Origin of the sequence: Halorubrum californiense DSM 19288 (assembly GCF_000336875.1) — an archaeon.
GTDB lineage: Archaea > Halobacteriota > Halobacteria > Halobacteriales > Haloferacaceae > Halorubrum > Halorubrum californiense.
In genome coordinates, this window is record NZ_AOJK01000025.1 from 1 (window position 1) to 24,866 (window position 24,866).

At 72.0% G+C, this 24,866-nt stretch carries 23 protein-coding genes and 1 tRNA gene; 10 read left to right on the plus strand and 14 right to left on the minus strand.

Features of this window, described 5'->3' with window-relative positions; all coding sequences use genetic code 11:
- Positions 1 to 78 precede the first annotated feature (78 nt).
- The 3 genes from C463_RS04965 to C463_RS04975 all read right to left on the minus strand — a co-directional run bounded on the left by C463_RS04965 (position 79) and on the right by C463_RS04975 (position 2,811).
- Positions 79 to 1,176, minus strand: a complete 1,098-nt coding sequence (locus C463_RS04965) for a putative sulfate/molybdate transporter (protein ID WP_049905549.1) — start codon at positions 1,174 to 1,176, stop codon at positions 79 to 81.
- Positions 1,177 to 1,264: 88 nt separating this feature from the next.
- A complete protein-coding gene (locus C463_RS04970; protein ID WP_008441635.1) occupies positions 1,265 to 1,876 on the minus strand; it encodes a hypothetical protein in 612 nt (203 codons plus the stop codon).
- Positions 1,873 to 2,811, minus strand: coding sequence for a hypothetical protein (locus C463_RS04975; protein ID WP_008441636.1), 939 nt, complete (start codon positions 2,809 to 2,811; stop codon positions 1,873 to 1,875). The genes C463_RS04970 and C463_RS04975 overlap by 4 nt, the downstream gene beginning before the upstream one ends.
- Positions 2,812 to 3,098: 287 nt before the next feature.
- Here C463_RS04975 and C463_RS04980 point away from each other — a divergent pair, with 287 nt between their 5' ends.
- Positions 3,099 to 3,278 (plus strand): hypothetical protein, encoded by a 180-nt coding sequence (locus C463_RS04980; RefSeq protein WP_049905551.1) that lies wholly within the window; start codon positions 3,099 to 3,101, stop codon positions 3,276 to 3,278.
- Positions 3,279 to 3,397: 119 nt separating this feature from the next.
- Here the strand turns inward: C463_RS04980 and C463_RS04985 are convergent, their stop codons facing one another.
- The gene (locus tag C463_RS04985; RefSeq protein WP_008441637.1) at positions 3,398 to 4,234 is read right to left on the minus strand and encodes an RAD55 family ATPase; all 837 of its coding nucleotides are present in this window, start codon (positions 4,232 to 4,234) and stop codon (positions 3,398 to 3,400) included.
- A gap of 31 nt (positions 4,235 to 4,265) precedes the next feature.
- Positions 4,266 to 5,354, minus strand: coding sequence for a beta-ribofuranosylaminobenzene 5'-phosphate synthase family protein (locus tag C463_RS04990; RefSeq protein ID WP_008441639.1), 1,089 nt, complete (start codon positions 5,352 to 5,354; stop codon positions 4,266 to 4,268).
- A 186-nt stretch (positions 5,355 to 5,540) separates the two neighbouring features.
- Here C463_RS04990 and hemC point away from each other — a divergent pair, with 186 nt between their 5' ends.
- The 4 genes from hemC (at position 5,541) to C463_RS05010 (ending at position 9,029) form a co-directional block, all read left to right on the plus strand.
- A complete protein-coding gene (gene hemC / locus C463_RS04995; RefSeq protein ID WP_008441641.1) occupies positions 5,541 to 6,698 on the plus strand; it encodes a hydroxymethylbilane synthase in 1,158 nt (385 codons plus the stop codon).
- Positions 6,691 to 7,659 carry a uroporphyrinogen-III C-methyltransferase gene (gene cobA, locus C463_RS05000; protein ID WP_008441643.1) on the plus strand — a complete coding sequence of 323 codons (969 nt, stop codon included), beginning with the start codon at positions 6,691 to 6,693 and terminating at the stop codon, positions 7,657 to 7,659. Before hemC ends, cobA begins: the two co-directional genes overlap by 8 nt.
- Positions 7,656 to 8,417: a uroporphyrinogen-III synthase gene (locus C463_RS05005; protein WP_008441645.1), complete on the plus strand. Its 762-nt coding sequence runs from the start codon at positions 7,656 to 7,658 to the stop codon at positions 8,415 to 8,417. Before cobA ends, C463_RS05005 begins: the two co-directional genes overlap by 4 nt.
- Before the next feature lie 210 nt (positions 8,418 to 8,627).
- Positions 8,628 to 9,029, plus strand: coding sequence for a hypothetical protein (locus tag C463_RS05010; RefSeq protein WP_008441647.1), 402 nt, complete (start codon positions 8,628 to 8,630; stop codon positions 9,027 to 9,029).
- Here the strand turns inward: C463_RS05010 and C463_RS05015 are convergent, their stop codons facing one another.
- The 3 genes from C463_RS05015 to C463_RS05025 all read right to left on the minus strand — a co-directional run bounded on the left by C463_RS05015 (position 9,030) and on the right by C463_RS05025 (position 12,627).
- Complete coding sequence (locus C463_RS05015; RefSeq protein ID WP_008441648.1) at positions 9,030 to 10,154, minus strand: DUF4382 domain-containing protein; 1,125 nt, start codon at positions 10,152 to 10,154, stop codon at positions 9,030 to 9,032.
- Positions 10,155 to 10,282: 128 nt separating this feature from the next.
- On the minus strand, positions 10,283 to 11,608 hold the full coding sequence (locus C463_RS05020; RefSeq protein WP_008441649.1) for a 5'-deoxyadenosine deaminase: 1,326 nt from the start codon (positions 11,606 to 11,608) through the stop codon (positions 10,283 to 10,285).
- A gap of 518 nt (positions 11,609 to 12,126) precedes the next feature.
- A complete protein-coding gene (locus C463_RS05025) occupies positions 12,127 to 12,627 on the minus strand; it encodes a CBS domain-containing protein (protein WP_008441650.1) in 501 nt (166 codons plus the stop codon).
- 108 nt (positions 12,628 to 12,735) lie between these two features.
- On the opposite strand from C463_RS05025, the gene C463_RS05030 reads away from it, so the two are divergent.
- Entirely contained in the window at positions 12,736 to 13,230 is a 495-nt protein-coding gene (locus C463_RS05030) for a metal-dependent hydrolase (RefSeq protein ID WP_008441651.1), read from the plus strand.
- Between the two features lie 73 nt (positions 13,231 to 13,303).
- Here C463_RS05030 and C463_RS05035 read toward each other — a convergent pair.
- Positions 13,304 to 13,457, minus strand: a tRNA-Met gene (locus C463_RS05035).
- 191 nt (positions 13,458 to 13,648) lie between these two features.
- On the opposite strand from C463_RS05035, the gene C463_RS05040 reads away from it, so the two are divergent.
- Positions 13,649 to 14,986 carry a DUF7115 domain-containing protein gene (locus C463_RS05040; protein ID WP_049905553.1) on the plus strand — a complete coding sequence of 446 codons (1,338 nt, stop codon included), beginning with the start codon at positions 13,649 to 13,651 and terminating at the stop codon, positions 14,984 to 14,986.
- A 106-nt stretch (positions 14,987 to 15,092) separates the two neighbouring features.
- Complete coding sequence (locus tag C463_RS05045; RefSeq protein WP_008441654.1) at positions 15,093 to 16,328, plus strand: mechanosensitive ion channel family protein; 1,236 nt, start codon at positions 15,093 to 15,095, stop codon at positions 16,326 to 16,328.
- A gap of 73 nt (positions 16,329 to 16,401) precedes the next feature.
- Here C463_RS05045 and C463_RS05050 read toward each other — a convergent pair whose 3' ends face one another.
- From C463_RS05050 to mutS, 3 genes are all read right to left on the minus strand, one after another.
- Positions 16,402 to 16,920, minus strand: a complete 519-nt coding sequence (locus C463_RS05050; protein ID WP_008441656.1) for a hypothetical protein — start codon at positions 16,918 to 16,920, stop codon at positions 16,402 to 16,404.
- A gap of 83 nt (positions 16,921 to 17,003) precedes the next feature.
- A complete protein-coding gene (gene mutL / locus C463_RS05055) occupies positions 17,004 to 18,812 on the minus strand; it encodes a DNA mismatch repair endonuclease MutL (protein ID WP_008441657.1) in 1,809 nt (602 codons plus the stop codon).
- Complete coding sequence (gene mutS / locus C463_RS05060) at positions 18,802 to 21,708, minus strand: DNA mismatch repair protein MutS (protein WP_049905554.1); 2,907 nt, start codon at positions 21,706 to 21,708, stop codon at positions 18,802 to 18,804. The genes mutL and mutS overlap by 11 nt, the downstream gene beginning before the upstream one ends.
- 148 nt (positions 21,709 to 21,856) lie before the next feature.
- Here mutS and C463_RS05065 point away from each other — a divergent pair, with 148 nt between their 5' ends.
- Both C463_RS05065 and pdxS read left to right on the plus strand, forming a co-directional pair.
- Positions 21,857 to 22,423 (plus strand): DnaJ domain-containing protein, encoded by a 567-nt coding sequence (locus tag C463_RS05065; RefSeq protein ID WP_008441659.1) that lies wholly within the window; start codon positions 21,857 to 21,859, stop codon positions 22,421 to 22,423.
- A gap of 123 nt (positions 22,424 to 22,546) precedes the next feature.
- The gene (gene pdxS / locus C463_RS05070; RefSeq protein WP_008441660.1) at positions 22,547 to 23,455 is read left to right on the plus strand and encodes a pyridoxal 5'-phosphate synthase lyase subunit PdxS; all 909 of its coding nucleotides are present in this window, start codon (positions 22,547 to 22,549) and stop codon (positions 23,453 to 23,455) included.
- A gap of 317 nt (positions 23,456 to 23,772) precedes the next feature.
- Here the strand turns inward: pdxS and C463_RS05075 are convergent, their stop codons facing one another.
- Positions 23,773 to 24,237, minus strand: a complete 465-nt coding sequence (locus C463_RS05075; RefSeq protein ID WP_008441661.1) for a hypothetical protein — start codon at positions 24,235 to 24,237, stop codon at positions 23,773 to 23,775.
- A 97-nt stretch (positions 24,238 to 24,334) separates the two neighbouring features.
- Positions 24,335 to 24,769, minus strand: coding sequence for a hypothetical protein (locus tag C463_RS05080; protein WP_008441662.1), 435 nt, complete (start codon positions 24,767 to 24,769; stop codon positions 24,335 to 24,337).
- Between the last annotated feature and the right edge of the window lie 97 nt (positions 24,770 to 24,866).

The window sequence follows — 24,866 nt, forward strand, 5'->3', positions numbered from 1 at the left end:
CGGCCTCCGCTTCGCTCCGGCCGCTCGCAGGCACGCGCCACCGCAGTTCGTTTATAAATCGACCGTCCTCTCAGCGGTTCAGTCGCTCGCACCGACCCGGTCCCACGCGAGGTGGGCCGCGATGCCGACGAGGAAGGCGACGCCGAGATTGGTGGCGAGCGCGAGGACGCCGATCCCGACCGAGAGCGCGCGATTCCCCGACTCGGTAACGTTACGCGCGAGCGAGACGGCGACGATGGCGAGCAGCGCGCCGAGCATCGCCAGCGGGAACGCCGCGATCAGCGCGGGCGTCGCGAACAGCGCGGCGACGAGGTAGCCGGCACCGAGGACGACGTTCGCGCCGCCGGTACGCGCGCCGAACGCGTGCTTGCCGGCCACGCCGTCGCAGCCGTGACACATCGGGATCCCGCCGAGCGGCACCGCGATCAGGTTCGTCACGCCCATGCTCGTCGACAGCTCGTCGGGCGTGACGTCGGCGTCGAGCAGGTCCGAAAAGAGGAGCGACGTGGCGAGGGCGGCGTTGCCGATGGTCATCGCCAACTGCGCGACCACGCCGTCGAAGGTGGCCCGCGTGACGGCCGCGCCGAACGCCGGCGTCGGGGGCGCGCCGGGCAGTCGAGGGGTCGGCACGCCCGCGACGACGACCGCGACCGCGATCCCGAGGAGGGCGACGCCCAGCGCGCTCGCTTTCCCGCGGCCCGCGAGCGCGAACGCGCCGGCGACCGCGACCCCGACGAGCGCCACGAACGGGTCGTCGACCGCGAGACCGATCCCCGTCTCGAAGAGGACCAGCCCGACCGCGAACTGGACGCCGCGGATCACCGGCTCGCCGATCCAGCGCTCCACGTACGCGAGCGTCCCCGAGAGTCCGATCGCGAGGAGGAGGACGCCGAGGATCACGCCCGCGAGCGCGAGTTCGGCGTAGGTGAGCGCGTCCGCGATGGCGAGCGCGGCCAGCGCCTTCATCGGCTCGACGGACACCGGCAGGCCGTACCGGACCCCCCAGACGATCTGGAACGCCCCGAACGCGACGAGCGCGTGCGGCAGCGAGACGTCGGTCAGCAGCGCCAGCGCGACGACGAGCGGGATGACCGTAATCGAATCCCCTATCGCGCCGGTGAGCGCACCCGCTCCGAACTCGACGGATCGGCCTCCCTTCACACCGGAGCGGGTCACGAGATATGCGCAGTATCGCCCCGCCGGGCTTGAACGTGTTCAGAAATCGCTGGCGGACACCCGACCGAACTGACGAAACTCCCTGCGGTTACTCCCCGTCGAAGGCCGGGTCCTCCGCCTCGACCATCGGACAGTTGCGGACCCGGAACCGCGAGAAGTCGACCGACTCGACGATCGCGGTCCCCTCGTGGCTACACGCCGTCTCCGGGGGCGCGGTGAAGTGCGGACAGCGCTGGCAGTAGCTCCGTTTGTCGACCACCTGCTCGTCGCCGGTCGCCGGGCCGCCGGTCGACGGGTCGGCCGACCACCCCGCCGCGCTGTCGAGTTCGTCGCCCGCTTCGGGGTCGAACTCGGTCGCGTCGGCGCCGACCGAGGTCCCCTCGTCGAGCGCCTCCCAGACGTCCTCGTCGCCGACGTCGCCGGTCCCCATCGACTCGAAGGGGTCCTCGTCGGCCGGCGAACCGGCGGCGTCGGCGTCCAAGTCGGCGAACGGGTCGTCGGCCGGCGCGGCCGGTTCCGGGTCCGGATCCGCGGGCGACGCCTCGGCGTCCCCGGCGGAACCGTCCGCCCCCGCCGGTTCCGCGTCCTCGTCGACGCCCTCGCCGAGCGCCGCGAAGGGGTCCTCGACGTCGTCGCTCGGCTCCTCGTCGAAGGGGTCGTCTCCGCCGCCGTCCCGGTCCGACGGGTCGTCGCCGCTCATCGTTCCTCCCCGCCGGCTCCGCCGTCACTCGCGGTCCGGTCCGGCGATTGGGTCCCCTCTGCGCTATCGCCGTCCGCGACGTCGCCGTCGATGGCCGGCCGATCGCCGACGAGGAGCTTTGACGTGCCGAGGAACCCCGTGCTGGGCTCGATATCCTCGAATAGCCGCCCGCAGTGGGGGCACTCCGGGGCCGACAGCAGCCCCAGTTCGACGCCGCCGCCGCAGTGGTCGCAGTCGGCGGTCCGCACGCCGTGGCGGTTGGCCGTCCGCGTCAGCGCATCGATGCGCTCGCGGTCCGCGCGGTCGCGCTCGGCCGCGTCGAGCCGCCGCTTTACCCTGACGACCGCGTTCGCGACCCGAGAGAGCTTGCCGTCGATCTCGGCCAAGTCCTCTCCGGAAATCCCCGCGAGGTCGGCCTCCACGTCGTCGACCCGCTCGTCCACCTCGTCCACGTGCCCGTCGACCTCGTCGAGCTGGTCGCGGACGGCGTCCAACTCGTCGAGCCGAGCGTCGAGCGCGTCCAGCCGGTCGCCGAGGTCGTCGACCCGGTCCGACGAGGGCGCGTCGGCGACGGCCGCGTCGAGGCGGTCCAGTCGGGCGGCGATCTCCTCCAGTTCGGCGGCGAGATCGTCGATACGGGTCGCTGCGGCGCCCTCGTCGCCCCCGGAGGCGTCTCCCTCATCGGCGTCGAGCGCTTCCACCTCCCGGTAGAGGTCGATGAACCGCTCGCGGAGATCGGCGACCTTCTCGTCCAGTTCCGCGTCGAGGTCGTCGAGGCGCGCCTCGATCGCCGCCACCTCCTCGGCGTCGGGGATGTCGATATCCTCGGACTCCGCGAGCGCGACGAGCGCGCGCCTGAGGAGTTCCTCGCGGCTCACGCCGGCGTCCTCGGCCGCGGCGTCGAGGGCGGCCGCCGCCGGGTCGAGGTCGCTCATCGCGGGTCCTCCGTCATCTACCTGCCGTTGAGCGGCGAGGCTTAAGTAACCTGTCGCGGCGTTCTCCGGATCGATACTCGGACGGGGCGCGGTCCTGCGGTCGAATCAGGTGATTCGGTGCCGCTCGCTACCGGTGGTCGTCAGCGCGGCTTCCCAGTTCGGCCGGTAGGGTGAACGACCGAATCGGTACGTCCAGCGGTTCGACCCTGTGGAACGGCTCGGCGACGACAGTCGAGATTGCCTTCGGCGGTGGGTTATTTCACGATACCCCATCTCTCGACGCGCGAATGGGAACCAAGCGTCTCTCGGCGGGTATTCTGCTGTCCGTGACGGGGCTCGCGATCTTCTTCCTGGACACGGGTTTCGAGTTCGCCGGTCCACAGTTGCCCGACACCGCCCTCGGCTACGTCGGCTGGGGACTCCTCCTCCTCGGCGTCGGGCTACTGAGAACTGGCACCTCGAAGTGACCGCCGGAGCCGATAATCGGCGGCAGGGAGCGGCCCGCGCCGCCATGATGACGCACGCGCCTGTCCCGCGGCCGTTTTATCCGTACCACCGGACTGGGAGGCCGTCTCGGCGACCGATGCTACCGGATCTTCCGCACGTCGCTGATGTCGAACCCGCCCTCGTGGATCTCGGTCTCGAAGCGGACGATGTTCTCGGCCTCCAGCCGCGAGAGCACGCCGCGGAACTCGCGGACGAACATGGTCCGGGCGCGCTGCGAGCCGCCGCTCTCCCACGAGAACTGGAGGGTCCCGCCCGCGGCGTCCATCAGGGTGCCGAACTCCCGATCGCGGAGCGCGTCGGTGTTCACCAACACGAGAACGAGAGCGTCCCACTCGTAAGCGGCCTTCTTCAACCCCTTCATCACCATGGCGACGTCGCTCCAGTCGGTGTCGTCGGAGACCATCGAGACGAGGTCGGTGACGGAGTCGATACAGACGAGGCTCCGTTCGCCGTGTTCCGAGAGGTAGTCGCCGAACGCGGTGAGTACGTCCTCGTACTCGCCGCGGTCGCCGAGTTCGGTGATCGAGGCCGTCGCCGTCTCGTACCAGTCGCGCGGCACGGGCGACAGCTGGAAGTACTCCGGCGAGAGGTCGCGGAAGGAGATCTCGTCGACCGCGGCGTCGACGATCTCGTCGGCCATCGTGAACCCCATCTCGCGGGTGATCGCCTCGGTGTCGGCGGTGAATGAGATGTAGTGGACCGACTCGGGCAGCGAGGCGTCGGCGTCGACGTCGCCGTAGTACAGGTCGAACAGCTCCTCGTCGGCGCCCGCCAGCGCGTTCATCGCCGCGCTGGTGTAACAGAACTCCCGCGCGCCGGCGCCCGCCTCGCCCGCGAGCAGCACGACGCTGCCGGACGGCGCGCCGCCCCCGAGGATCGAGTCGAGGCGAGCGACTCCGAACGGAACACTGGACATGGTGTACGCCCCGTCGCCGCGGGGTTTAGTGTTACCTCTCCCGGCCTGCGCCGTCCCCGCTACCTTCCGCGTCGTCTCTGCCCCGCTCCGCGTCGCCCCCGCTTTTCCCAGCACCCCCGGTGACCGGCGCGCCCTCGTTCGCCGCCCGAGCGATCGACACCTCGCCGCCGACGCCGACCGCGTCGAGCGCGCGCTCGCCGGCGTCGAGCGCCGCGTCCGCCCGGTCCGCGTCGGTGACACCGTAGACGGTCGGCCCCCACGAGGACTGTCCGGCGCCGAACACCGACGCGGCGCCCGACAGCGAGTCGACGACCTCGCCGACCGGCGGCCGGTACACGCCGCCCTGCTCGTCGGCGTACCACGCGCCGTTGAGCCGACCGATCTCCGCGACGGCCGCGCCGAACGCCTCCGCGTTCCCCGTCGCGGCCGCGGGGAGGACGCGCCGGGTGACGATCCCGCCGATCCGGTCGGCGAGCCCCGGCTCCGCGCGCTCGACCGCGGTCCGCATCGCGTCGTCCTCGGCCCCCCCGCTCCGGCCGGCGTCCGCGTCGGGCTCTACCAGCAGGAACCGCCAGTCGTCCGGGACGGCGTGGCGGGCGGCCACGGGCGGGACCGTCCACTCGCCGTCCGCGGGGCGGTCGGTGGTAAAGCGCGCGGTCGGGTGGCCGGCGTCGAGGACGAAGCCGCCGGCCTCGAACGTCGCGACGCCGATGCCGGAGCGCCCGCCGCGCCCGAGCGCCGGGGCTCGCTCGCGCACTCTGGCGGGCAGGTCGTGGGCGGTCGCGACGGCCGCGAGCGTCGCCGCCGCCAGCTGCGTCCCGCTGCCGAGCCCGGCGTGCCGCGGGAGCGACTCGCGGACCGCGACCCGGGCGCCGTCGACGCCGAGGAGGTCGACGGCCGCGGCCGCGTACTCGCGGGCGTCGTCGCGGACGGCGTCGCCCTCGCTCGCCGAGGTCGAACCCGTCGGACCCGTCACGGTCACCTCGGCCGCCGGCTCCGCGTCGACGACGACGCGGGGCGCGGCGAGCCCGACGCCGAGAGCGCCGTACAGCCGCTCGTGGGAGAGGCTGAGGTTACAGAAGCCGAAGTGAAGCCGGGCCCCGGCGCTCGCGCGTGCCATCTCGTCGTCGTTTCGGGGCGGACTGATAAAGGGGCCGTGACCGTGGCGGGAGTTGCCTCCGACCCGGCGAGCGGACGCGCGAACCGCGCGAACCCCCCGAACCTCGCGAACGCGGCGCCGAGGCGTCGCGTTCGCCGAGGCGGCCGAACTGGTGCGCTTTTGAACGCGGGGGACCTCGGTCCGCGTATGACCGAAACGCTCAGGCTCGCGACCCGCGGGTCGGACTTGGCCATCCGGCAGGCCGAGACCGTCCGCGACGCGCTGTCGAGCCGGCGCCGCGACGTCGAACTCCGGCAGGTGGAGACGCGCGGCGACCAGATCCCCGACGAACTGATCCACCGCCTCGGGAAGACGGGGGCGTTCGTGCGCGCCCTCGACGAGGAGGTGCTCGCCGGCGACGCCGACCTCGCCGTCCACTCGCTGAAGGACCTTCCGACCGAGGAGATGGCGGACCTCGTCGTCGCCGGCGTCCCCGAACGCGCGCCCTCCGGCGACGTGGTCGTCCATCCGGACGGGCTCGGCATCGAGGACCTCCCCGCCGGGGCGGTTGTCGGCACCGGTTCCCTCCGCCGGGGCGCGCAGATTCGGGCGGCCCGACCGGACCTCACCGTCGAGCCGATCCGGGGCAACGTCGACACGCGGCTGGAGAAGCTGCTCGCGCCCGGCCTCCAAGCCGAACACGAGCGGCGGCTGATCGCCTCAGGCGAGGACAGCGCCCTAACGGCGGAGGCCGACGAGAGCGACGCGGACAGCGAAGGCGACGCGGACGGCGACGCCGACGCCGACGACGAGGACGAGAAAATCGACGAGGAGTTCGATGAGACTGTCGAGGAGTGGTTCGACTCGCTGTCCGACCTCGAACGCGCGGCGATGGAGCGGAAGGTCGAGACCGAGTACGACGCGGTCGTCCTCGCCGAGGCCGGCCTGCGCCGCTCGAACCTCTTCTACGAGGTGGAGACGACGCGGCTCCCCCGCGAGGAGTTCGTCCCCGCGGCCGGGCAGGGCGCCATCGCGGTCACGGCGAGCGACCCGGACGTGGTCGAGGCGGTCCGCGACGCGGTCGATCACCCGCGGACCCGCGTCGCGGTCACCGTCGAGCGGACGGTCCTCGGCGAGCTCAACGGCGGCTGCGTCGCGCCGATCGGCGTCTCCGCGATGGTTCAGGGCGAGCACGTCCACGTCCGGGCGCGGGTGCTCTCGACCGACGGCACCGACGAGGTGGCCGACACCCGCGACCTGCCGATCCGGTCGCACGCGACGGCCGCGGCGGAGTTCGCCGCGGACCTCGCCGACCGCGGCGCCGACGACCTGATCGCCGAGGCGCGCGAGGAGGCCGATGAGTGACGACGGGGTCGGGACGGCCCCGGAGACGGGCGGGGACGAGCCCCCGACCCGCCGGCGGGACGACGGCGCGGGGACCGTCTTCCTCGTGGGCTCGGGGCCGGGCGACCCGGACCTCCTCACGGTGAAGGCGAAGCGCCTGATCGAGTCGGCCGACGTGGTGCTCCACGACAAGCTCCCGGGCCCGGAGATCCTCGGCGAGATCCCCGAGTCAAAGCGCGAGGACGTGGGGAAGCGCGCCGGCGGCGAGTGGACGCCCCAAGAGTACACCAACCGGCGCATGGTGGAGCTGGCCCGCGAGGGCAACCGCGTCGTCCGGCTGAAGGGCGGCGACCCGTTCGTCTTCGGCCGCGGCGGCGAGGAGGCGGAACACCTCGCCGACGAAGGGATTCCCTTCGAGGTCGTCCCCGGCGTTACCTCGGCCATCGCCGGCCCCGCGGTCGCCGGCATCCCGGTGACGCACCGCGACCACGCATCCTCGGTCTCGTTCGTCACGGGCCACGAGGACCCGACGAAAGAGGAGTCCGCGGTCGACTGGGAGGCGCTCGCGGCGACCGGCGGGACCATCGTCGTGCTGATGGGCGTCGGCAAGCTGCCGGCGTACACCGCCGAACTCCGCGACGCCGGCCTCGACGGCGACACGCCGGTCGCACTCGTCGAGCGCGCCACGTGGCCGGACATGCGCGTCGCGACCGGCACGCTCGACACCATCGTCGACGCCCGCGACGAGGCGGGGATCGAGCCGCCCGCGATCACCGTGATCGGCGACGTGGCCGCGACCCGCGACCGCGTTGTGGGATTCCTCGAAAACGCCGGCTCGGCGCCGGTCCGGTCGGCGAGCGATGAGGAGAAGGCGGGGGGAGACGGCGACGACACCCGGACCGACGGGGGAGACGGCGACGATACCCGGACCGACGGGGGAGACGGCGACGACACCCGGACCGACGGGGGTGACGAGGCGTGAGTGCGGACGGAAGCGGCCGCCCGCGCGTGGCCGTCTTCCGGCCGGACGACGAGCGGATCGAGTCGGCCGTCGAACTGCTCCGCTCGCTCGGCGCGGAGCCGGTCCCGGACCCGATGCTCGAAGTCGAGCCGACGGGCGCGGTGCCGGCCGACGCGCCGCTCGTCGTCCTCACGAGCAAGACCGGCGTCGAACTGGCCGCCGAGGCGGGCTGGGAGCCCGGGGACGCCGACCTCGCGGCCATCGGCCCCGCCACCGCGGCGGCCGCCCGCGAGGCCGGCTGGACGGTCGACGTCGTCCCGGAGGAGTACACCTCCGCCGGCCTCGTCGCGGCGCTGGAGTCGCGCGCCGCCGGCGAGCGCGTGGTCGTCGCCCGCTCGGACCACGGCAGCGACGTCCTCCTCGACGGCCTCCGCGAGGCCGGCGCCGACGTGACCGAGACCGTCTTGTATCGGCTCACGCGGCCGGCCGGCGCGGGCGACTCCGCGGAACTGGCCGCCGCCGGCGACCTCGACGCGGCCGCGTTCACGTCCTCGCTGACCGTCGACAACTTCCTCGCGGCGGCCGCCGATCGCGGCGTCGAGGACATGGCCCGCTCGGGGTTCGCGGACGCGGTCGTCGGCGTCATCGGCCCGCCGACCGCGGAGACGGCCGCGGACCGCGGCGTCGACGTCGACGTGGTCCCCGACGAGGCGTCGTTTGAGGCGCTCGCGACCGCGGTCGTCGACGCGCTCGACGCGAAACCGCCTCGGACGGACTGACGACCCCGGCCGACGCCGGCCCCCGACGCGGGTCATCGCGTCCCCGCCGAATCTCTGGAGCCGATAACGACGGCAGCGCCGCCGCAGTCCGCTCGTGTTCCACGTTGTGAACGATGCGCGTCCCGAATTTCGCTGTCGCCCGAAACTCATATTATCACATCAGATATTCGGGGAGTGTGATTTATATCACCGCATTTGTTAGGGAATATCATGGAACCGAGTGAGCGCTGGCTGCTGCGGGTCGAGGACGAGGTCCTCGTCGTCGAGTTCCCCCACGGGACTGGACTGAGCCCCGCGGACAGCGAGGCGCTGCTCGACCGGTGGCGGGACGCGGCCGGCCCCGACCGAATCGATGCTGTCGTGATCGTCGTGCGGACGAGCCGCCCGTGTTCGGACGCCGGCCGCCGGGCGCTCCGCGAGTCCGCGCAGATAGCGGTCGCGCGCGGTGTCGACCGCTTCGCAGTCGTCGGCCAGCGCTCGAAGCGCCGCTTCCTCAAGCGCACTATCGACGTCGAGGAAGTCGACACCGAGTCGTTCAACGACGACGAGTCCGCGATGCGGTGGGCGAAGTGCCCCTCCGCGGCCCCCTCGTCGGTCGAGACCTCCTCGTAGTTAGCTCCCGGATTCGGTCTCGTTCTCCGCGTCGCTCGTCTCGTTCCCGCCGGTAGCGTCGTCTCCTTCGGAGTCGTCGTCCGTCGCCTCCTTATCGTCCGTCGCCTCCCCGTCGTCCTCGTCATCCTCGCCGTCGGAGTCGTCCCCGTCCGCCTCCGAGTCGTCGTCACCGGACTCCTCGCCCTCGTCGTCATCGTCGTCGATCTCGTTGACGTCGACGTCGCGACCCGCGACCCCGCTGCCCGAGATCACGGGTTTGAGGATGTAGCCGTTGTTCTTCCCGCGCTTGACGACGTTGATGTCGAAGACGAAGCTCACCTCCTCGTCGGGCGCGACCTCGAACCCGTTCGTGATCTGGAGCTTCTCGCTCGGGAGCTTCACGTCGACCTCGCTTCCGTCGACGATCCCCTCGATAGCGGAGACCTCCAGTTCGATCTTCTCGTAGCTTCCCGCCGGAATCTCGCCGTCGAAGACGGCGACGGCGTCCTCGTCGATCACCTGGGTGAGATCGACCGTCGCACCGTCGAGTTCGACGACGGTGAAGCCGCGGTCCTCCTCGCCGTCTTCCCCGTCGTCTTCTTCCCCGTCGTCCTCTTCGGTGTCTCCCTCGTTGTCTTCGCTCTCGTCCCCTCCCACGTCGTCCTCCTCGTCCTCGTCGTCCGCCGTGCCGTTGGGGGACCCGTCGTCACCGTCGGTCTCGGTGACGTTTTCACCGGTGTCGTCGCCGGTCTCGGTGGCGTTCTCTTCGGTGTCGTCGTCGGATTCCTCCTCATCGTCTTCCTCGTCTTCCGTCTCTTCGTCTTCCTCCGCGCCCTCGCCGTTTTCGGCTTCGAAGACCCGAGCCCGGTCGAGGGTGACGTCCAGCCGGTCGAAGTCGCCGATGTCGGCCGGGGCGTCGCTGATGAGGAGCCGGAAGCTGCCGGTGAGCGTCTGAGACCCGTTGGAACCGTCGGAGCCGTCCGGGCCGTCAGACTCATCCGACGACGGGAGCGATCCCTCGCCGGCGCAACCGGCGAGCAGTGTTGCGCTCGCGCCGGCACCGAGGGCCACGAATTTACGTCGGCCGAGGCCCCCGTCTGTCAGCCGCGATCCGTCGTCGTCAGTCGTCCGCGATCGGTTAGTCATCGTGAGCGGTCGAACGGGCCCCGTACGGGTATAAACGGGAGATACTCCGCCCCAATTTGTGTCGATAAAGCCGGTTTAACCGCCGATGCCCGGATTCGGGCCGAGGAAGCGGTCTCGACCGCGGCGGGCTACGGTTCCGCGGTGTCGATGCCGGCCTTTTCCACGACGCGCTCCGCGTGTCGCGTCGCGCGCTCGCGGACCGCCGCCGCGTCGATCCCGACGTGTTCGCCGTCCGCGTAGCGGACCTCCCCGTCGACCATCGCGAAGGTCACGTCGTCGCCGTGGGCCGCGTACACCAGGTGCGAGAGCGGGTCGTGGAGCGGTGTCGCCCGGGTCAGATCGGTCGTGAGCCCGATCACGTCTGCGCGGTGGCCCTCGCGGAGGGCGCCGAGGCGGTCGAAGCCGGCCGCGCGGGCGCCGCCCTCGGTCGCCATCTCCAGCACGGTCGCCGCCGGGAGGCGGGTCGGGTCCCGGGCATCGACCTTGCCGAGCAGGCTCGCCTGCCGCATCTCGGTGAAGGGGTCGAGCGTGTTGTTGCACGGCGGGCCGTCGTTGCCGAGCGCGACGGTGATCCCGCGGTCGAGGTAGTCCTGGACCGGGGCGATCCCCGAGGCGAGTTTCATGTTCGAGGAGGGGCAGTGGGTGACGACCGTGTCGGTGTCGGCGAGCACCTCGCGCTCGCGCTCGTCGGTGTGGACGCAGTGGGCGAGCGTCACGTCCGGGCCGGTGAGCCCGACCTCGTCGAGCCACAGGACGTTCCGCTTGCCGGTGTCGGCCTCGACCGTCTCGATCTCGTCTTCGTTCTCGCTGGCGTGGGTGTGGATCGTCACCCCGTCGTACCGGTCGGCCAGTTCCCGGCAGCCGCGCAGGCAGGCCTCCGTACAGGTGACCGCAAAGCGCGGCGTGACCGCGTAGCGGACGCGGCCGTCGGCGGCGCCGTGGTACCTCTTGATGAGCGCCTCGGTCGCCGCGAGCGCCGCGTCGGTCTCCTCGATGAGCCCGTCGGGCGACTCCTTGTCCATCAGGACCTTGCCCAGCCGCGCGCGGATGCCGGTCTCGATCGCGGCCTCGAACGCCTCCTCGGCGTGGTTCACGGAGAGGTGGTCGACGACGGTCGTCGTTCCCGATTCGAGACACTCCAAGTACCCCAACTCGGCCGCGGCCCGGGTGGCCTCGGCGTCCATCGCGGCCTCCATCGGCAACACCGCGTCGAACAGCCAATCGAGGAGGGCGTCGTCGTCGGCGATCCCCCGCCCCAGCGACTGGACGGAGTGAACGTGGCCGCCGACGAGGCCGGGCGCGACGATGTCGAACGCGCGGCGCTCGTGGTCGGGGTAGCGGTCTCGCAAGGTACTCTCCTCGCCGACCGCGGCGATCGTGTTCCCCTCGACGACGACGGCGCCCTCGGGGATGACGGTCTCGGAGTCGGCGACGACGGTTCCGGCTATCAGCATGTCCGTCCGTTCCTGACGGTCGACCGGTAAGAGGCTGTCCGTTCGATGGCCCCCGTTCGCTCGGCGTTTTGGGCTACTGCGATAGTCGATACCTGATGTTGCGGTGGCGCGTGCCTGCGAGCGGCCGGAGCGAAGCGGAGGCCGCGAGACAGCACGCGCGAGGGAGTCGCTGGCGGCACCAGCCGCCAGCGACGAGGCTAGGGAGGTGAGAGGTGCTGTGCGGGGCGGTACGGGGTGGGACTCAAAGGGGCAGTCACCGGCGGCGGAGCCGCCGGTTGTCCGTGGCGCGTCGCGCCACGCTGCCGCGAGGACGAAGCACGGCGCAGTAAGCACCGCAGCGAGCAACGCGAGCGAGGAGCGCAACAAGCCGCGCGAGTCCTCGCGGCTGGGGCTTTGGCGGTCTTCACCGGCTCATCGACGGCGACGACGTACGGCCGAGCGGCTGGGGCTTTGGCGGGGTTCCCCGCCGAGCCCCACTCGACTATGCTCAAATGACCTCCGAGGGAGCCTGTATCAACTTATTCTAGGCGGCGGTCGCGGAACGCGCGGATCACGTCCTGCCGGGCGATGATCCCGACGATCCGGCCCTCGTCGTCGACCACGGGCACGCGGTTGATGTCCGGGTCGTCGCCGACGAGGAGATCCAGCACGTCGTCGACGCTCGCGTCCGGCGTCACCGTCGCCACGTCGGCGCTCATCACGTCGGAGACCGCGCGGTCCGCGTTGCGGATCATGTCGACGCCGAGGTCGAGGTCGGCCCACGGTCGCTTCACCTGATAGGAGAGCGTGTCCACGAACGGCGGGAGCCCGATGGGGATCCACAGCGTCTCGTCCTCGGGTTCGAACAGGTCGACGAGGTCGGACTCGGTGATGATCCCCACCACCTGCTCGTCGTCGTCGACGACCGGGAAGCCGCTGAACTCGTAGCGGGCGAACCGCTTGAACACGTCTGCGACGTCGTCGTCCGGCGAGACCGTCTTCACGTCCGACTCCATCAGGTCGCGGGCGGTCAGTGTCATACCGGACGGTCACGGGCGGAGGCCGTAGGCGTTTCGCCCGAGCGCGCCGACCCATCGGAAGTACGCGCCGACGCAACGGACTTAGGGACCGAGGACGCAGTCGCCAGTATGTACCGCAAGGGTCACGTCGGGGCGTCGCTGGTCGTCTACGCCCCGTTCGGGTTCCTCGTCGCGGCCCTCGCCTCGATAGAGGTCGGCCTCGTCGGCGCCGCCGGCGTCGCTTCGCTGGCAATGGTCCCTGACCTCGACACCCGAGTCCCCTTCGTCAAACACCGGGGAATCACCCACACCGTCTGGTTCGCGCTGCTCGTCGGCGTCGCCTTCGGGGTCGTCGGGCTGGCGGCCGGCCTTCGGCGCGGCGTCGTCGAGGCGCTCCTCTTCGGCGGCGCCGGGCTCCTGTTCGGCGTCGTGACCATCGTCTCGCACCTTCTCGCGGACGCGCTCACCCCGATGGGAATCCGGCCGTTCGCGCCCCTGCGAGACACCGAGTACACGCTCGACCTGTTCACCGCAGCGAACCCGATCGCGAACTACGCGCTGCTGGGACTGGGCGGCGTCGTCGCCGCGGCCGCGCTCGTCGCGGGCGAGGCGGTCCCGATGTAGGCAGCCCACTGACGACCCGAAGCATCCGGGTAATCCGGCGGCGCCACCGCTCTGCGAGCAACGATGAGAGGTATGGCCGGGGTGGGCTCCGAACCCACGATCTCCGCATGTCCCAGGTCCGAGGCTCGGCGGAGCCACGGGAAGGACGCGGACGCTTCCAAGGCGTCACCGCACCGAATCTCTGAACCCTATGAGTGCGGCGCTATGTCCAGCTAAGCCACCCGGCCTCACGTTTTCGTACCGCGATGAGACTCTTTAACCTTCCCATCCGTCGGAGGGTTGGGAACCGATCGCAGATCGACGCGGGCGGTCGCTTCCGGGGCTCGCTCGGCGCCGGGCCCAACAACGCCGCTCCCGATCGGGCCGCGCTCGCGGCCGACCCAGCGGATTTATGCCGGGCGCGGCGTATCCCGGGCGTATGAGCCTCCCCGAACTGCTCGCGGCGACCGTCGGCGACGAGGACGTCGTCGCCGAGGTGCCGCTGGGCGGCGACGATCGACTCGCGGTCACGCCCACCCGGACCCTCGTCTATCGCGGCGACGGGCTCCTGTCCGACGAGTCCGTCGACGAGTACGGTCACGACGTCGAGCGGATCGAGGTGTCGACGGGGCGCCGCAAGGCGAAAATAATCCTCGGGTACGGCCTCGACGGCGACGAGACGCTCTCGGTCCCGACCAAGCGCGTCGACGACGTCCTCCACCCGGTCCTCGCCGGCGTCCTCTCCGCGAGCGGCGTCACCGACGCCGGCGAGACGGTCGTGCGCACCTTCCGCTTCTCCGAACTCACCCTGATCGTCACCAGCGAGCGACTGGTCAAACACGTCGGCTCCGCCGTCTGGGACCCCGAGTTCGAGGAGTTCCACTACGCGGACCTCTCCGGCCTCGACTTCGAGGAGGGGACCGTCGCCACCGCGGTCGTCCTCGTCCACGGCGGCCGCTCGGAGCGGTTCAAGGCCCCAAACGAGTCGGCCCGCGCGGTCCAGGAGACGCTCGCCGACGCGGTGTGTTCGTTCCACGGTGTCGACAGCCTCGAGGAGTTCCGGGTCGCGACCGCCGAGGCGGCGGAGTCGACGCCGGACGCCGAGCCGAGCGGCACGACGGACTTCGGCGAGGGGCCCGACCCGCTCTCGGCGTCCCCCGCCGCCGACGCGGAGGCTGACGCCGAGGGGGCCGCGACGGATCCGGAGGGTGCGACGGGCGCCGCCGGCCTCGGCGCCGAGTCCGATCCCGCTTCCGAGACCGGCGACGCCACCGACCCGGGCGCCGCGGCGTCGCAGTCGGCCGTCGAGTCGGCCGCCGAGCCGTCGGCGGCCGACGACGACCCGCTGGGCGCGGACCCCCTCGCGGCGGAGGCGAGCGTCGACGACGCGGCCGCGGATCCGCTCGACGACGCGACGGCGGCCGAATCGGCCGGCGCGGACGCGGCCGCGACGGACCCGCTCGACGCGGACGCGACGGAGCCCGCGTCGACGGCCGACCCGGAGGCACTCGCGACGGATGCGGCGGCCGCCGACTCGACGACCGGGGATCCCATCACCGACGCCGACACTGCCGCGCCCGAGGCCGACGCCGACGGTCCCGTTCCCGGTGATGACGCGTTCGACGGGTCGCCGTTCGAGAGCGCCGGCGTCGAGGACGCCGACCTCGCGAGCGAGGTCGCCGCGCTGCGGCGCACCGTCGAGGCGCAGTCCGAACGCCTCGATCGCCAGTCGGCGCTCATCGAACAGCTGATCGAAGAGCTTCGTCGGGGTCGGTGACGGGCCGCCTCGTCCCTGTGGTCCGCTCCTCGGAAGCGCCCGCCCCGATTCTCCCGGCTGAGACTCGCGTCGGATCCGTTATCCGACCGGCTGCGAACCATCGACCGTGATCAGCGGACTGGGTGCCCGGGCCGGCGCGGTGTTGAGCGACGTCTCCAGCACGGAGGGGCGGCTGGCGGTCACCGCCGCCATCGGCCTCCTGACCCTCGCGGTGGGGTGGCTGCTGCTGCCGAAGGCTGTCCGGGCCGGCGAGCAGACGGTCTCGAGTTGGATCGAGCGGCTGGTCGACGACCGCTTGGCGGAGTCGACCGAGGGCGCCATCGAGACGTTCCGGGACGGCGTCCCGTCGTCGTTCCTCCTGCGGCTCTCGGTCGGACTCCTCCAGCTCGCGCTGTTCGCGCTCGCAGGCGTCGCCGTACTGACGCTGTGGGGGCGGTTCGAACTCGTGGTCGCGGTGTTACCCGTCGCGGAGAACGCCTTCAGAGTCGGCGCGCAGGTGGTCGCATCGGCGATGCTGCTCGGCGGCGCCTACGTCGTCAGCGACGTCGTGGAGGCGTACGTGAGCGATCTGTCGGCCGACAGCGACCGGATCACCGCTCACCAGGAACAGCTCCTGACGCGGCTCGCGCAGGTCGGGCTCCTCGTGTTGGCCGCGATAACGGTCCTCGGGATCTGGGGCGTGAACCTCGGCGGCCTCCTCGTCGGGGCGGGCTTCCTCGGTATCGTCCTCGGGATGGCGGCCCGGCAGACGCTGGGGTCGCTCATCGCCGGCTTCGTGTTGATGTTCGCCCGGCCGTTCGAGATCGGCGACTGGGTGGAAATCGGCGACGAGGAGGGGTTCGTCACCGACATCACGATCATGAACACTCACATGCGCAACTTCGACGGGGAGTACGTCGTGGTGCCCAACGACCTCGTCGCCAACCAGGCGATCACGAACCGGAGCCGCGAGGGGCGCCTCCGGATCCACATGGAGGTCGGGATCGGGTACGACGACGACCCCGACGAGGCGGCCGGGATCGCCGAGGAGGTCCTCGACGACATCGGCGTCATCGCGAACAACCCCCAGCCGTACGCGATCCCGTCCGGGTTCGGCGACTCGGCGATTCTGCTCGACCTGCGCTTCTGGATCGATCCGCCGACCCCACAGGCGCGGTGGCGGTCGAAAGCGCTCGCGGTCGAGCGGATTCAAGACCGGTTCGCCGACGCGGGCATCTCAATCCCCTACCCGCAGCGGACCGTCTCGTACCCGCCCGAGAAGGCGGCGGCCGACGAGACCGTCGAGCGCGTCGAACGGGCCGACGAGAACGGCAGCGGGCGTCCGCGGGACGACCCCGTCTAACCTCCCTGTGAGACGACTCTGTCTAACCTCCTCTCGGGACGACCCCGTCTGACTCCTCGCGACCCGGCGGCCCTTACCGGTTCGAGGGGCCGGTGTAGCCGCTCGGGAGCTCCGAGCCGCGACCGGTGAACAGGCGCTCGAACCGCTCGATCTTCTCCAGCACGTAGCTGAGCGCCGCCGTGAGCGAGTCCGCGCCGATGGACAACAGGTGGCGCGCGCCCTTCGTGCGGTCGGCGTGGTAGAAGCTGATCTCGCCTTCCGGTTCGGTGTTCCGCTCCGGCATCACCACCAGGTCCTGTCTGCTGGGGTCGTGCCGGAAGACGAGGACGTCGGTGAGCGAGTCCGCGCCGTAGGTGACCACGTCGTGGAGGACGCTCCACTTCTGTGGCGTCTCCTCGGCGAGCGCGTCCGTATCGACGACGTTCCGCATGGTCGTCGACGTCGAGACGCCCTTCAGGCCGGACCCGCGTCGATCCCGAAGCCACGCGAGGATCCGCCGGACGACGTCACGGAGGCCGTCGGGGCCGGAGAACCGGCCGGCCGACCGCTCCGTCGGCAGCGATCCCCGCGTCACTTCGGTCCGCTCTCGCATGCGAGTACCCCCGGGCCCATCACGCTAATAGATACCGGTCGAATCCCCCCGTCGACCGCCCCCAGCGCCCCGCGGACGGCGGCTCACCGGTCTCGACCGAGCCCGCCGGCGAACGTTTCCTCGTCGACCGAGAGGACGGTCGGCCGGCCGTGCGGGCAGGCGTACGGGCGGTCGCACTCGCCGAGGCGGTCGAGGAGGGCTCGGAGGTCGCCGTCCGCGAGGTCGGCGAAGTCGCCGCGCTTCAGCGACGGGTGGCACGCGAGGTCCGCGAGCAGGTCGTCGCGCGCGTCCCGCGCCGACCCCGAGCCGGCCCCCGAGAGCGCCGCGAGCGCGTCGCGGAAGGCGTCCGCGTCGGCGGTCCGGCCGAACGGCGCGGGGACGGTGCGCAGGCGGCGCGTCCCGCCGCCGAACGATTCCGTCTCGAAGCCGAGCGCGGCGAGGGCGTCCGCGTGCGCCCTCGCGGCCGCCGCCTCGTCGGTCGACAGCGAGACGGTCGCGGGCGGGTCGAGCGTCGCGGTGGGAACCGGCTCGCCGTCGAACGCGCGGGCGAGCCGCTCGTAGTTCACGCGCTCGTGGGCCGCGTGGCCGTCGATCACGAGCAGTTCGTCGCCGCGCTCGACGAGGAGGTACAGGTCGTGAAACACGCCGACCGGCTCGGCGTCCGCGAACGCGCCGGGGCGCGAGCCGTCGCCCTCTCCGACCGGGGCGAGCGCGGAGTTGAGGTCGGTGGCGACGTCGGCGGCGCGTCGAAGGTCCGCGCCCGTGAGCGCGTCCTCCACGACCGACGCGACCGCGTCCGCGACCGCGTCGGCGTCGCGGAGTCCCACTTCCCGCTTGGCGGGGTGGACGTTCGGGTCGACGCGGGCGGGCGAAAGCGACACGTCGACCGCGGCGACCGGCTCGCGGCCGTCAGGGAGCAGGCGTCCGTAGCCGTCGCGGACCGCCGCCGCGAGTCGGTCGTTCCGGACCGGGCGGCCGTTCACCGAGACGCGGACGTGGTCGCGGGTCGCTCGGGTCACGGACGGGTACGCCAGCGCGCCGGCGACCGCGACGTCGACGGGCCCCGGGTCGCTCTCCTCGTCCGGCGCCGCGTCGCCCTTCCCGTCCGGCGCCGCGTCGACGCTCGCGTCGACGGTCGTCGACCGGCTCGCGGTGTCGCGGTCGTACACGCCGAGGAGGGCGTCCGTGCGGTCGGTGCCGGGCGTCGACAGCGTCGCCGACCCGTCGTGGTCGAGCGAGAACGCGACCGACGGGTTCGCCAGCGCGTAGTCGGCGACGAGCGAAGAGATCCGCGCGAACTCCGCGTCCGCGCCCGCGAGCGACTCCCGGCGGGCCGGCCGGGTCGCGAAGAGGTCCTCGACGACGACCGTCGTCCCCCGGGCGCGGCCCGCCGGCTCGACCGCGGGATCGTCCGCCGCCGCGCCCGGGCCGGACTCATCGTTTCTCGCCGTCTCGTCGACAACGACCCGCGTCCCGACCCCGTCGCCGGGGCTCGTCACGAGTTCGAGCCGGGCGGCCTCGGCGATTGCCGCGAGCGCCTCACCGCGGAACCCGAGCGACTCGACCCCGACCGGGTCGCCGTCGGGCGCCAGCTTGCTCGTCGCGTGCCGCTCGACGGCGCGGGTCGCGTCCGCGCGGGCCATCCCCCGGCCGTCGTCCGCGACGCGGATCCGGTCGGTGCCGTCGCCGTCGACGGCGATCTCGACCCGGGAGGCGCCCGCGTCGAGCGCGTTGTCGACGAGTTCGCCGACGACCCGCGCCGGTCGAGTGACGACTTCGCCGGCCGCGATCCGGTCTCTCGTCGCCCGATCGAGCCGTCGGACGCGACCCGCCTCCTCTCTCGGATCACCGGCGCCGGACGCGCCGCGACCGCGGTCTCGCTCACCCGCCATCGTCGAGCCTCGACTGGAGGTCGTGGAGCGCGTTCAGCGCCTCGATCGGCGTCATCCGCGCGAGGTCGAGGTCGCGGAGTTCCGCGGCGAGGTCGCGCGGCGCGCCGGCGGCGACCCCCTCGTCCGCGTCGGCCGTCGGCGCGCGGTCGCCCTCGGTCGCGGTCTCGGGAGCGGAGTCGCTCGCGTCCGGGTCGTCCTCGTCTCGGGCTCCCGACGCCTCCTCCGCGAGGAACTCGCGCAGCGACGCGTCGCCGTCGTCAGTCGCGTCCGGGTCCGTCGTCTCGTCCGACGGCGCCTCACCGTCGACCGCGCCGTCGGCTTCGACCCCGCTCGCACCCCGCCCCCGCTCCGCCTCCTCGGCGGCGACGAGGTCGCGGGCGCGCTCGACGACCGGACCGGGGACCCCGGCGAGTTCCGCGACCTCGACGCCGTACGACGACGATGAGGCGCCGGGGACGACCCGGTGGAGGAACGTCACGTCGCCGTCCTCGCGGGTGGCGGTGAAGTGGAGGTTGAAGACGCGCTCGCGCTCGTCGGCGAGGTCGGTGAGCCCGTGGTAGTGGGTCGCGAAGAGGGCGGTCGCGCCCAGCTCGTCGTGGAGGAACTCGGCGGCCGCGCGGGCGATGGCGCGGCCGTCGGTGGTGGCGGTCCCCCGCCCGACCTCGTCGAGCAGGACGAGCGAGTCGGCGTCCGCGTCGTGGAGGATCTCCGTCAGTTCGCTCATCTCGCGCATGAACGTCGACTGCCCGCCCGCGATGTCGTCGGAGGCGCCGACGCGGGTGAACAGCCGGTCGAAGACGGGCAGCGTGGCGGCCTGCGCCGGGACGAACGACCCCGTCTGCGCGAGCACGACCGCGAGCGCCACCGACCGCATATACGTCGACTTCCCGCTCATGTTCGGCCCCGTGATCACGGCGACAGAGCCGCGCGGGAGGTCGGCGTCGTTCGGCACGAACGACTCCTCCGTCCGCTCGACGACCGGGTGTCTGCCGCCCTCGATCGCGACGCCCTCGGTAGAGTCCTCCCGCAGTTCGGGCCTGACGTAGTCGCGCTCGACCGCGACCGCCGCGAGCGACGCGAGCGCGTCGAGTTCGGCGAGCGCGTCCGCGAGTCCCTGAATTCGCTCGGTCTCGCCCGCGACGCGCTCGCGGACGTCGACGAACAGCTCGTACTCCAAGGCGTCCGCGCGCTCCGTGGCGCCGACGATCTCCTCTTCGCGCTCCTTCAGCTCCGGGGTGACGTACCGCTCGCTGTTCTTGAGCGTCTGCCGGCGCCGGTAGTCGTCGGGGACGCGGTCGAGGTTCGCGTCGGTCACCTCGATGTAGTAGCCGTGAACTTGGTTGTGCCCGACCGACAGCGAGTCGATCCCGGTGCGCTCGCGCTCGCTCGCCTCCAGATCCGCGACCCACTCGCGCCCCTCGCGCTCGGTCGCGCGCAGGTCGTCGAGGTCGCCGTCGAACCCCTCGCGGATCACGCCGCCCTCGGTGATCTCCTGCGGCGGGTCGGTCGCTATCGCGTCGTCGATCAGCTCGCGGACCTCGGTCAGCTCGTCGAGCCGCTCGCGGAGGTCGCGGAGGTGGTCGGTCCGGGGGAGGGCGGGGTCGTCCGCGTCGGCGGGCCCCGTCCCGGCCGCGTTTGCGGCCCGCTCGCCGTCCGCCCCCGCGAGCGTCGCCTTCAGCTCCGGAACGACCGCGAGCGTCTGGTGGAGCGACCGCAGGTCGCGGGCGTCGGCCCGCCCCCGCGAGACGCGGCTCACCAGCCGTTCGAGGTCGTAGGCGGTCGCGAGCGCGTCGGCGACTCCCTCGCGAGCGAGGCTCCGGTCAGCCACCTCGCCGACCGCGTCGTGGCGGCTCCGGATCGCGTCGGCGTCGACGAGCGGGCGGCGGAGCCAGCGCTCCAGACACCGCCGCCCGAGCGCGCAGTTCGTCTCGTCGAGGACGTCGAACAGCGTGTCGCTCGCGCCCAGTCCGCGGTTCTCGAACAGTTCCAGGCTGCGCTGGGCGGCCGCGTCGAGCCGGAGGCGGTCCCGGGGGTCGTAGCGCCGGATCCGGGTCACGTACGAGAGCGGGCCGTCGTCGCCCTGCGTGTACTCGGCGTACGCGAGCACCGCGCCCGCCGCCCGCAGCTCCGCGTCCGCGTCGAACCGGCGTCCGGGCGCGGGGAGGTACGGCTCCAGCCGCTCTGTCGCCGTCCGCCGGTCGAAGGCGCCCGCGTCGTGGTCGTGGGTCGTCCAGCCGCGCTCCGCGTCGCTCGGTTCGAAGTCGGGGGCGTCCGGTCCCGAGATGAGTTCGGCCGGCGCGATCCGGTCGAGTTCGCCCGCGACCGCGTCCGCGTCGCCCGACGTGACGAGGCACTCGCCGGTCGAGACGTCGACGGCGGCGAGGCCGACCCCCCGGCGGCCGGAGCCGTGGTCGTCGCCGTCGCTCCCGGTTCCGGGCCTCTCGTCGGCCGCCACGGCGGCCACGTAGTTCGTCGTCCCCGATTCGAGGAGGTCGTCCTCGACGACGGTGCCGGGCGTGATCACCTCGGTGACGGCGCGGTCGACGAGGCCGGACGCCTGCTCGGCGTCCTCGACCTGGTCGCCGAGCGCGACGCGGTAGCCCGCGTCGAGCAGCGATTCGAGGTACGGAGCGGCGTTGTCGATCGGGATCCCGGCCATCGGGTAGTCGCCGGTCGAGTCGGACCGCTCCGTCAGCGTCACCTCGCAGACGCGGGCCACGGTCTCGGCCGCCTCGCAGAACGCCTCGTAGAAGTCGCCGACCTGGAACAGCACCAAGGCGTCCTCGTGGGCGGCACAGAGGTCGGCGTACTGCGAGAGCATCGGCGTGAGTTCCTCCCGGGCGGCCGCGATCCCGGGCGGCAGCCCCGTGACCGTCTCTCGGTCCGCCGGTTCCATACCCAGTATCCGGACGGCCGCGGGCATAAACGGTGCGGAGGCGAGCGGTACGGAGGCGGCGTGGACAGCACGCTCTGTGGGCGACCCGCACGGTCCGCGCGGCCGGTCGCGGCGAGACCCTTACGGTTCTCCGCCACCCATTACGGACGTGACGAACCGAACGATCGTCGTGGGGCTCGCCGGGGCGTTCGTCGGCATGACGGCGCTGCTCGTGATCGCCGGGGTCGTCCTCCACCCGATCGCCTTGGCGCTCGCGGTGCCGTTCGGCGCCGTCTCCTACTTCCTCTGGTACCACGCCAGCGGGCGCCTCCACGATCAGGCGCGGCGGTCGGCCGAGGCGGCGGGGCCGACGGAGCGCGAACGCGCGAGACAGCGCGCCCGGGCCGAGGCCAACCGCGAGCGCGCGTACCGCGCCGCCGGCACCGACGGCGGTCGCGGTGCGGCCGATGGGCGGCGGGCCGGCGCCCGCGGGAGAGGCGGGCCGGGCGGTCCCGGCGGAACCGGGGCCCGAGACCCCCGCGATCGCGCGCCGGCGGCCGACAGAATGAGCGAGCGGGAGGCGTACGAGACGCTCGGGCTCGACCGGACCGCCGACGGCGAGACGGTGCGTCGGCGGTACCGCGAGCGCGCGAAGCGGCTCCACCCGGACGGCGAGGACGGCGACGAAGAGGAGTTCAAGGAACTCAACGAGGCGTACGAACTCCTGAAGGAGTGACGTGATGCGCGGGCGAGCGTCCGGTGTGCTGGGCTCCGAAGCCGTTCGGACCCGAACCGCCTGCTCGCCCGGTTATCCGGCCGAAAGCGACCCGTTAAGTGGCCGGCGACCTAACCGATATCCATGCCAGAGGCCACGGATCTGGAGGAGCTGAAGCGGGGGACCGAGCTGGTCAAGCGCGGCTTCGCGCAGATGCAGAAGGGCGGCGTGATCATGGACGTCGTCAACCGCGAACAGGCCCGTATCGCCGAGGACGCCGGCGCGGTCGCCGTGATGGTGCTGGAGCACGTCCCGGCGGACATCCGGAAGCGCGGCGGCGTCGCGCGGATGCCCGACCCCGAGCGCGTCCCCGAGATCATCGACGAGGTGTCGATCCCGGTGATGGGGAAGTCCCGGATCGGCCACCGCAAGGAGGCGGAGATCCTGGAGTCGCTCGGCGTCGACATGATCGACGAGTCCGAGGTACTCACGCCCGCCGACGACGAGTATCACACCGACAAGCGCGACTTCACGTCCCCGTTCGTCTGCGGCGCGCGCAACCTCCCCGAGGCGCTCCGCCGCATCCGCGAGGGCGCGGCGATGATCCGGACGAAGGGCGAGGCCGGCACGGGCGACGTGAACCAGGCCGTCAAACACCAGCGCACCATCAAGAACCAGATCCGAACGCTCAGTGGCCTCAACCACGAGGAGCGCGAGAAGTGGGCCCGCGAGCACGGCGCCCCGCGCGACCTCGTCCACGAGACCGCGGAGGCGGAGCGGCTGCCCGTCGTCAACTTCGCCGCGGGCGGCATCGCGACGCCGGCCGACGCCGCCCTGATGATGTACCACGGCTGTGACGGCATCTTCGTCGGCTCGGGCATCTTCGGCGCGGAGGACCCCGCGGCGATGGGCACCGCCATCGTCGAGGCCGTCAACAACTGGGACGACCCCGACGAACTTGCCCGGATCGCCAGCGGCACCGGCAAGGGGATGAAGGGCCAGTCCAACGAGGACATGGCAGAAGAGGAGAAGCTCCAGGGCCGCGGCGTTTAGAGAGGCGCTTTCGAGGGAGACAGCGACTTTTCGTGAACGAACCTGTGCGGTGGCGCGTGCCTGCGAGCGGCCGCCATCGGCGGCCGCGAGGAGCACGCGCGAGGGAGTCGGCCGACCGAAGGGAGGCCGACGAAGCTGGGGAGGTGTGAGGCTATGAGGCTGTGCGGTTCGAGGAGGGACTCAAAGGGGCAGTCGGGAGGCGGGCGCACGCTCGCTGCGCTCCTCGGTCGTTCGCTTCGCTCACTCCCTGCGGTGCTTACGTCGCCTGCGCCCGCCTCCCGACTGGGGCTTTGGCGGAGTTCGTCGTCGATCAGCAGTCAGCGGCTCAGGAGTGATCGGTTGATTCCCATCCCCACAGCGTAGCCGACGAGTCCGAGGACGACCGCGAACTGTAGTCCGAGTCTGACCCCGATTTCGAATCCACCGATCAGTTCCGCGCGTGCGGTTTCGTACCCGCACCCCAGCATCCGTGGATAGGTGTATCGGTCCGCTCCCGCCCAGTTACCCGTGAGATAGCCGACGAACGGCGGGAACGCGAACCACCAGCAGCCGACGAGCCACAGCGAGCCGACGGTCGGAACGAGACCCGCGCCCGCGACGCCCGCCGCGACGGCGAGCCCGAATGCCAGCGCGATCCACCAGAGCGAGAGCCCGACGTCGAACCCGAGGGCGAATCCGCCGGAGGCGAGGAGGAGGAGGCCGACCACCGCCAGCGCGAGCAGCCGCCTCGGCCGAGCGTCGCCGACGACGTGCGGCGAGGCGCGCACGGCTTGGCGGACCATGATCGTCGGATGCGCCTTCGCGCCCGAAAGCCGTTTTGGGGCTCAGGGGTCAGTCGGGTCACAGCGAGGGCGGTCGACGAAGTCGACAGCGAGACGCTCACCGAACGTCGTCGTCGTACACCCACGCCCCGACGACTTCCTCCTCGTCGTCCCGGCGCCAGCGGACCGTCACGAGGTCCGGGACCCGGATCGGTATCCGCAGCGTCTCCCCGGTGATCGCGTCCTCGGGCCCGAGGTCGTCGTCCAGTTCGGCCCACGCGACGGTGTCGTTCTCGCCCGCCTCGTAATCGGTGCTGACGTTGGTGACGAACACGTCCCCGGCGCGGAGCCGCTCGGTCCCGCTCGTGTGTTCGATGTCCAGTTGACTCGGCGCGTCGTCCGCGCCGTGGTACTCGAACTCGAAGCAGGCGAGCTCCTCGCAGGCCGTCAGTTCGCGGTACCAGATGGCGCCGAACCCGACCGAGCCCGCGCCGAGGAGGAGGACGGCAGCCGCGTGGGGGACACCATGGCTCGTGGCACACGGCAGCGACAATTAGGGGTTTGGGCGAACCGGATTCGATCATGAGTTCGATACGGCGAGTCGACGGAAACAGCTCCAAAGCCCCAGCCGGGAGGCGGGCGCACACTCA

Coding starts and splice junctions, on each gene's coding strand:
- C463_RS04970 (WP_008441635.1), bottom strand. CDS start 1,876: ATGAGCGGCGACGACCCGTCGGACCGGGACGGCGGCGGAGACGACCCC.
- C463_RS04975 (WP_008441636.1), bottom strand. CDS start 2,811: ATGAGCGACCTCGACCCGGCGGCGGCCGCCCTCGACGCCGCGGCCGAG.
- C463_RS04980 (WP_049905551.1), top strand. CDS start 3,099: ATGGGAACCAAGCGTCTCTCGGCGGGTATTCTGCTGTCCGTGACGGGG.
- C463_RS04985 (WP_008441637.1), bottom strand. CDS start 4,234: ATGTCCAGTGTTCCGTTCGGAGTCGCTCGCCTCGACTCGATCCTCGGG.
- C463_RS04990 (WP_008441639.1), bottom strand. CDS start 5,354: ATGGCACGCGCGAGCGCCGGGGCCCGGCTTCACTTCGGCTTCTGTAAC.
- hemC (WP_008441641.1), top strand. CDS start 5,541: ATGACCGAAACGCTCAGGCTCGCGACCCGCGGGTCGGACTTGGCCATC.
- cobA (WP_008441643.1), top strand. CDS start 6,691: ATGAGTGACGACGGGGTCGGGACGGCCCCGGAGACGGGCGGGGACGAG.
- C463_RS05010 (WP_008441647.1), top strand. CDS start 8,628: ATGGAACCGAGTGAGCGCTGGCTGCTGCGGGTCGAGGACGAGGTCCTC.
- C463_RS05015 (WP_008441648.1), bottom strand. CDS start 10,154: ATGACTAACCGATCGCGGACGACTGACGACGACGGATCGCGGCTGACA.
- C463_RS05020 (WP_008441649.1), bottom strand. CDS start 11,608: ATGCTGATAGCCGGAACCGTCGTCGCCGACTCCGAGACCGTCATCCCC.
- C463_RS05025 (WP_008441650.1), bottom strand. CDS start 12,627: ATGACACTGACCGCCCGCGACCTGATGGAGTCGGACGTGAAGACGGTC.
- C463_RS05030 (WP_008441651.1), top strand. CDS start 12,736: ATGTACCGCAAGGGTCACGTCGGGGCGTCGCTGGTCGTCTACGCCCCG.
- C463_RS05040 (WP_049905553.1), top strand. CDS start 13,649: ATGAGCCTCCCCGAACTGCTCGCGGCGACCGTCGGCGACGAGGACGTC.
- C463_RS05050 (WP_008441656.1), bottom strand. CDS start 16,920: ATGCGAGAGCGGACCGAAGTGACGCGGGGATCGCTGCCGACGGAGCGG.
- mutL (WP_008441657.1), bottom strand. CDS start 18,812: ATGGCGGGTGAGCGAGACCGCGGTCGCGGCGCGTCCGGCGCCGGTGAT.
- mutS (WP_049905554.1), bottom strand. CDS start 21,708: ATGGAACCGGCGGACCGAGAGACGGTCACGGGGCTGCCGCCCGGGATC.
- pdxS (WP_008441660.1), top strand. CDS start 22,547: ATGCCAGAGGCCACGGATCTGGAGGAGCTGAAGCGGGGGACCGAGCTG.
- C463_RS05075 (WP_008441661.1), bottom strand. CDS start 24,237: ATGGTCCGCCAAGCCGTGCGCGCCTCGCCGCACGTCGTCGGCGACGCT.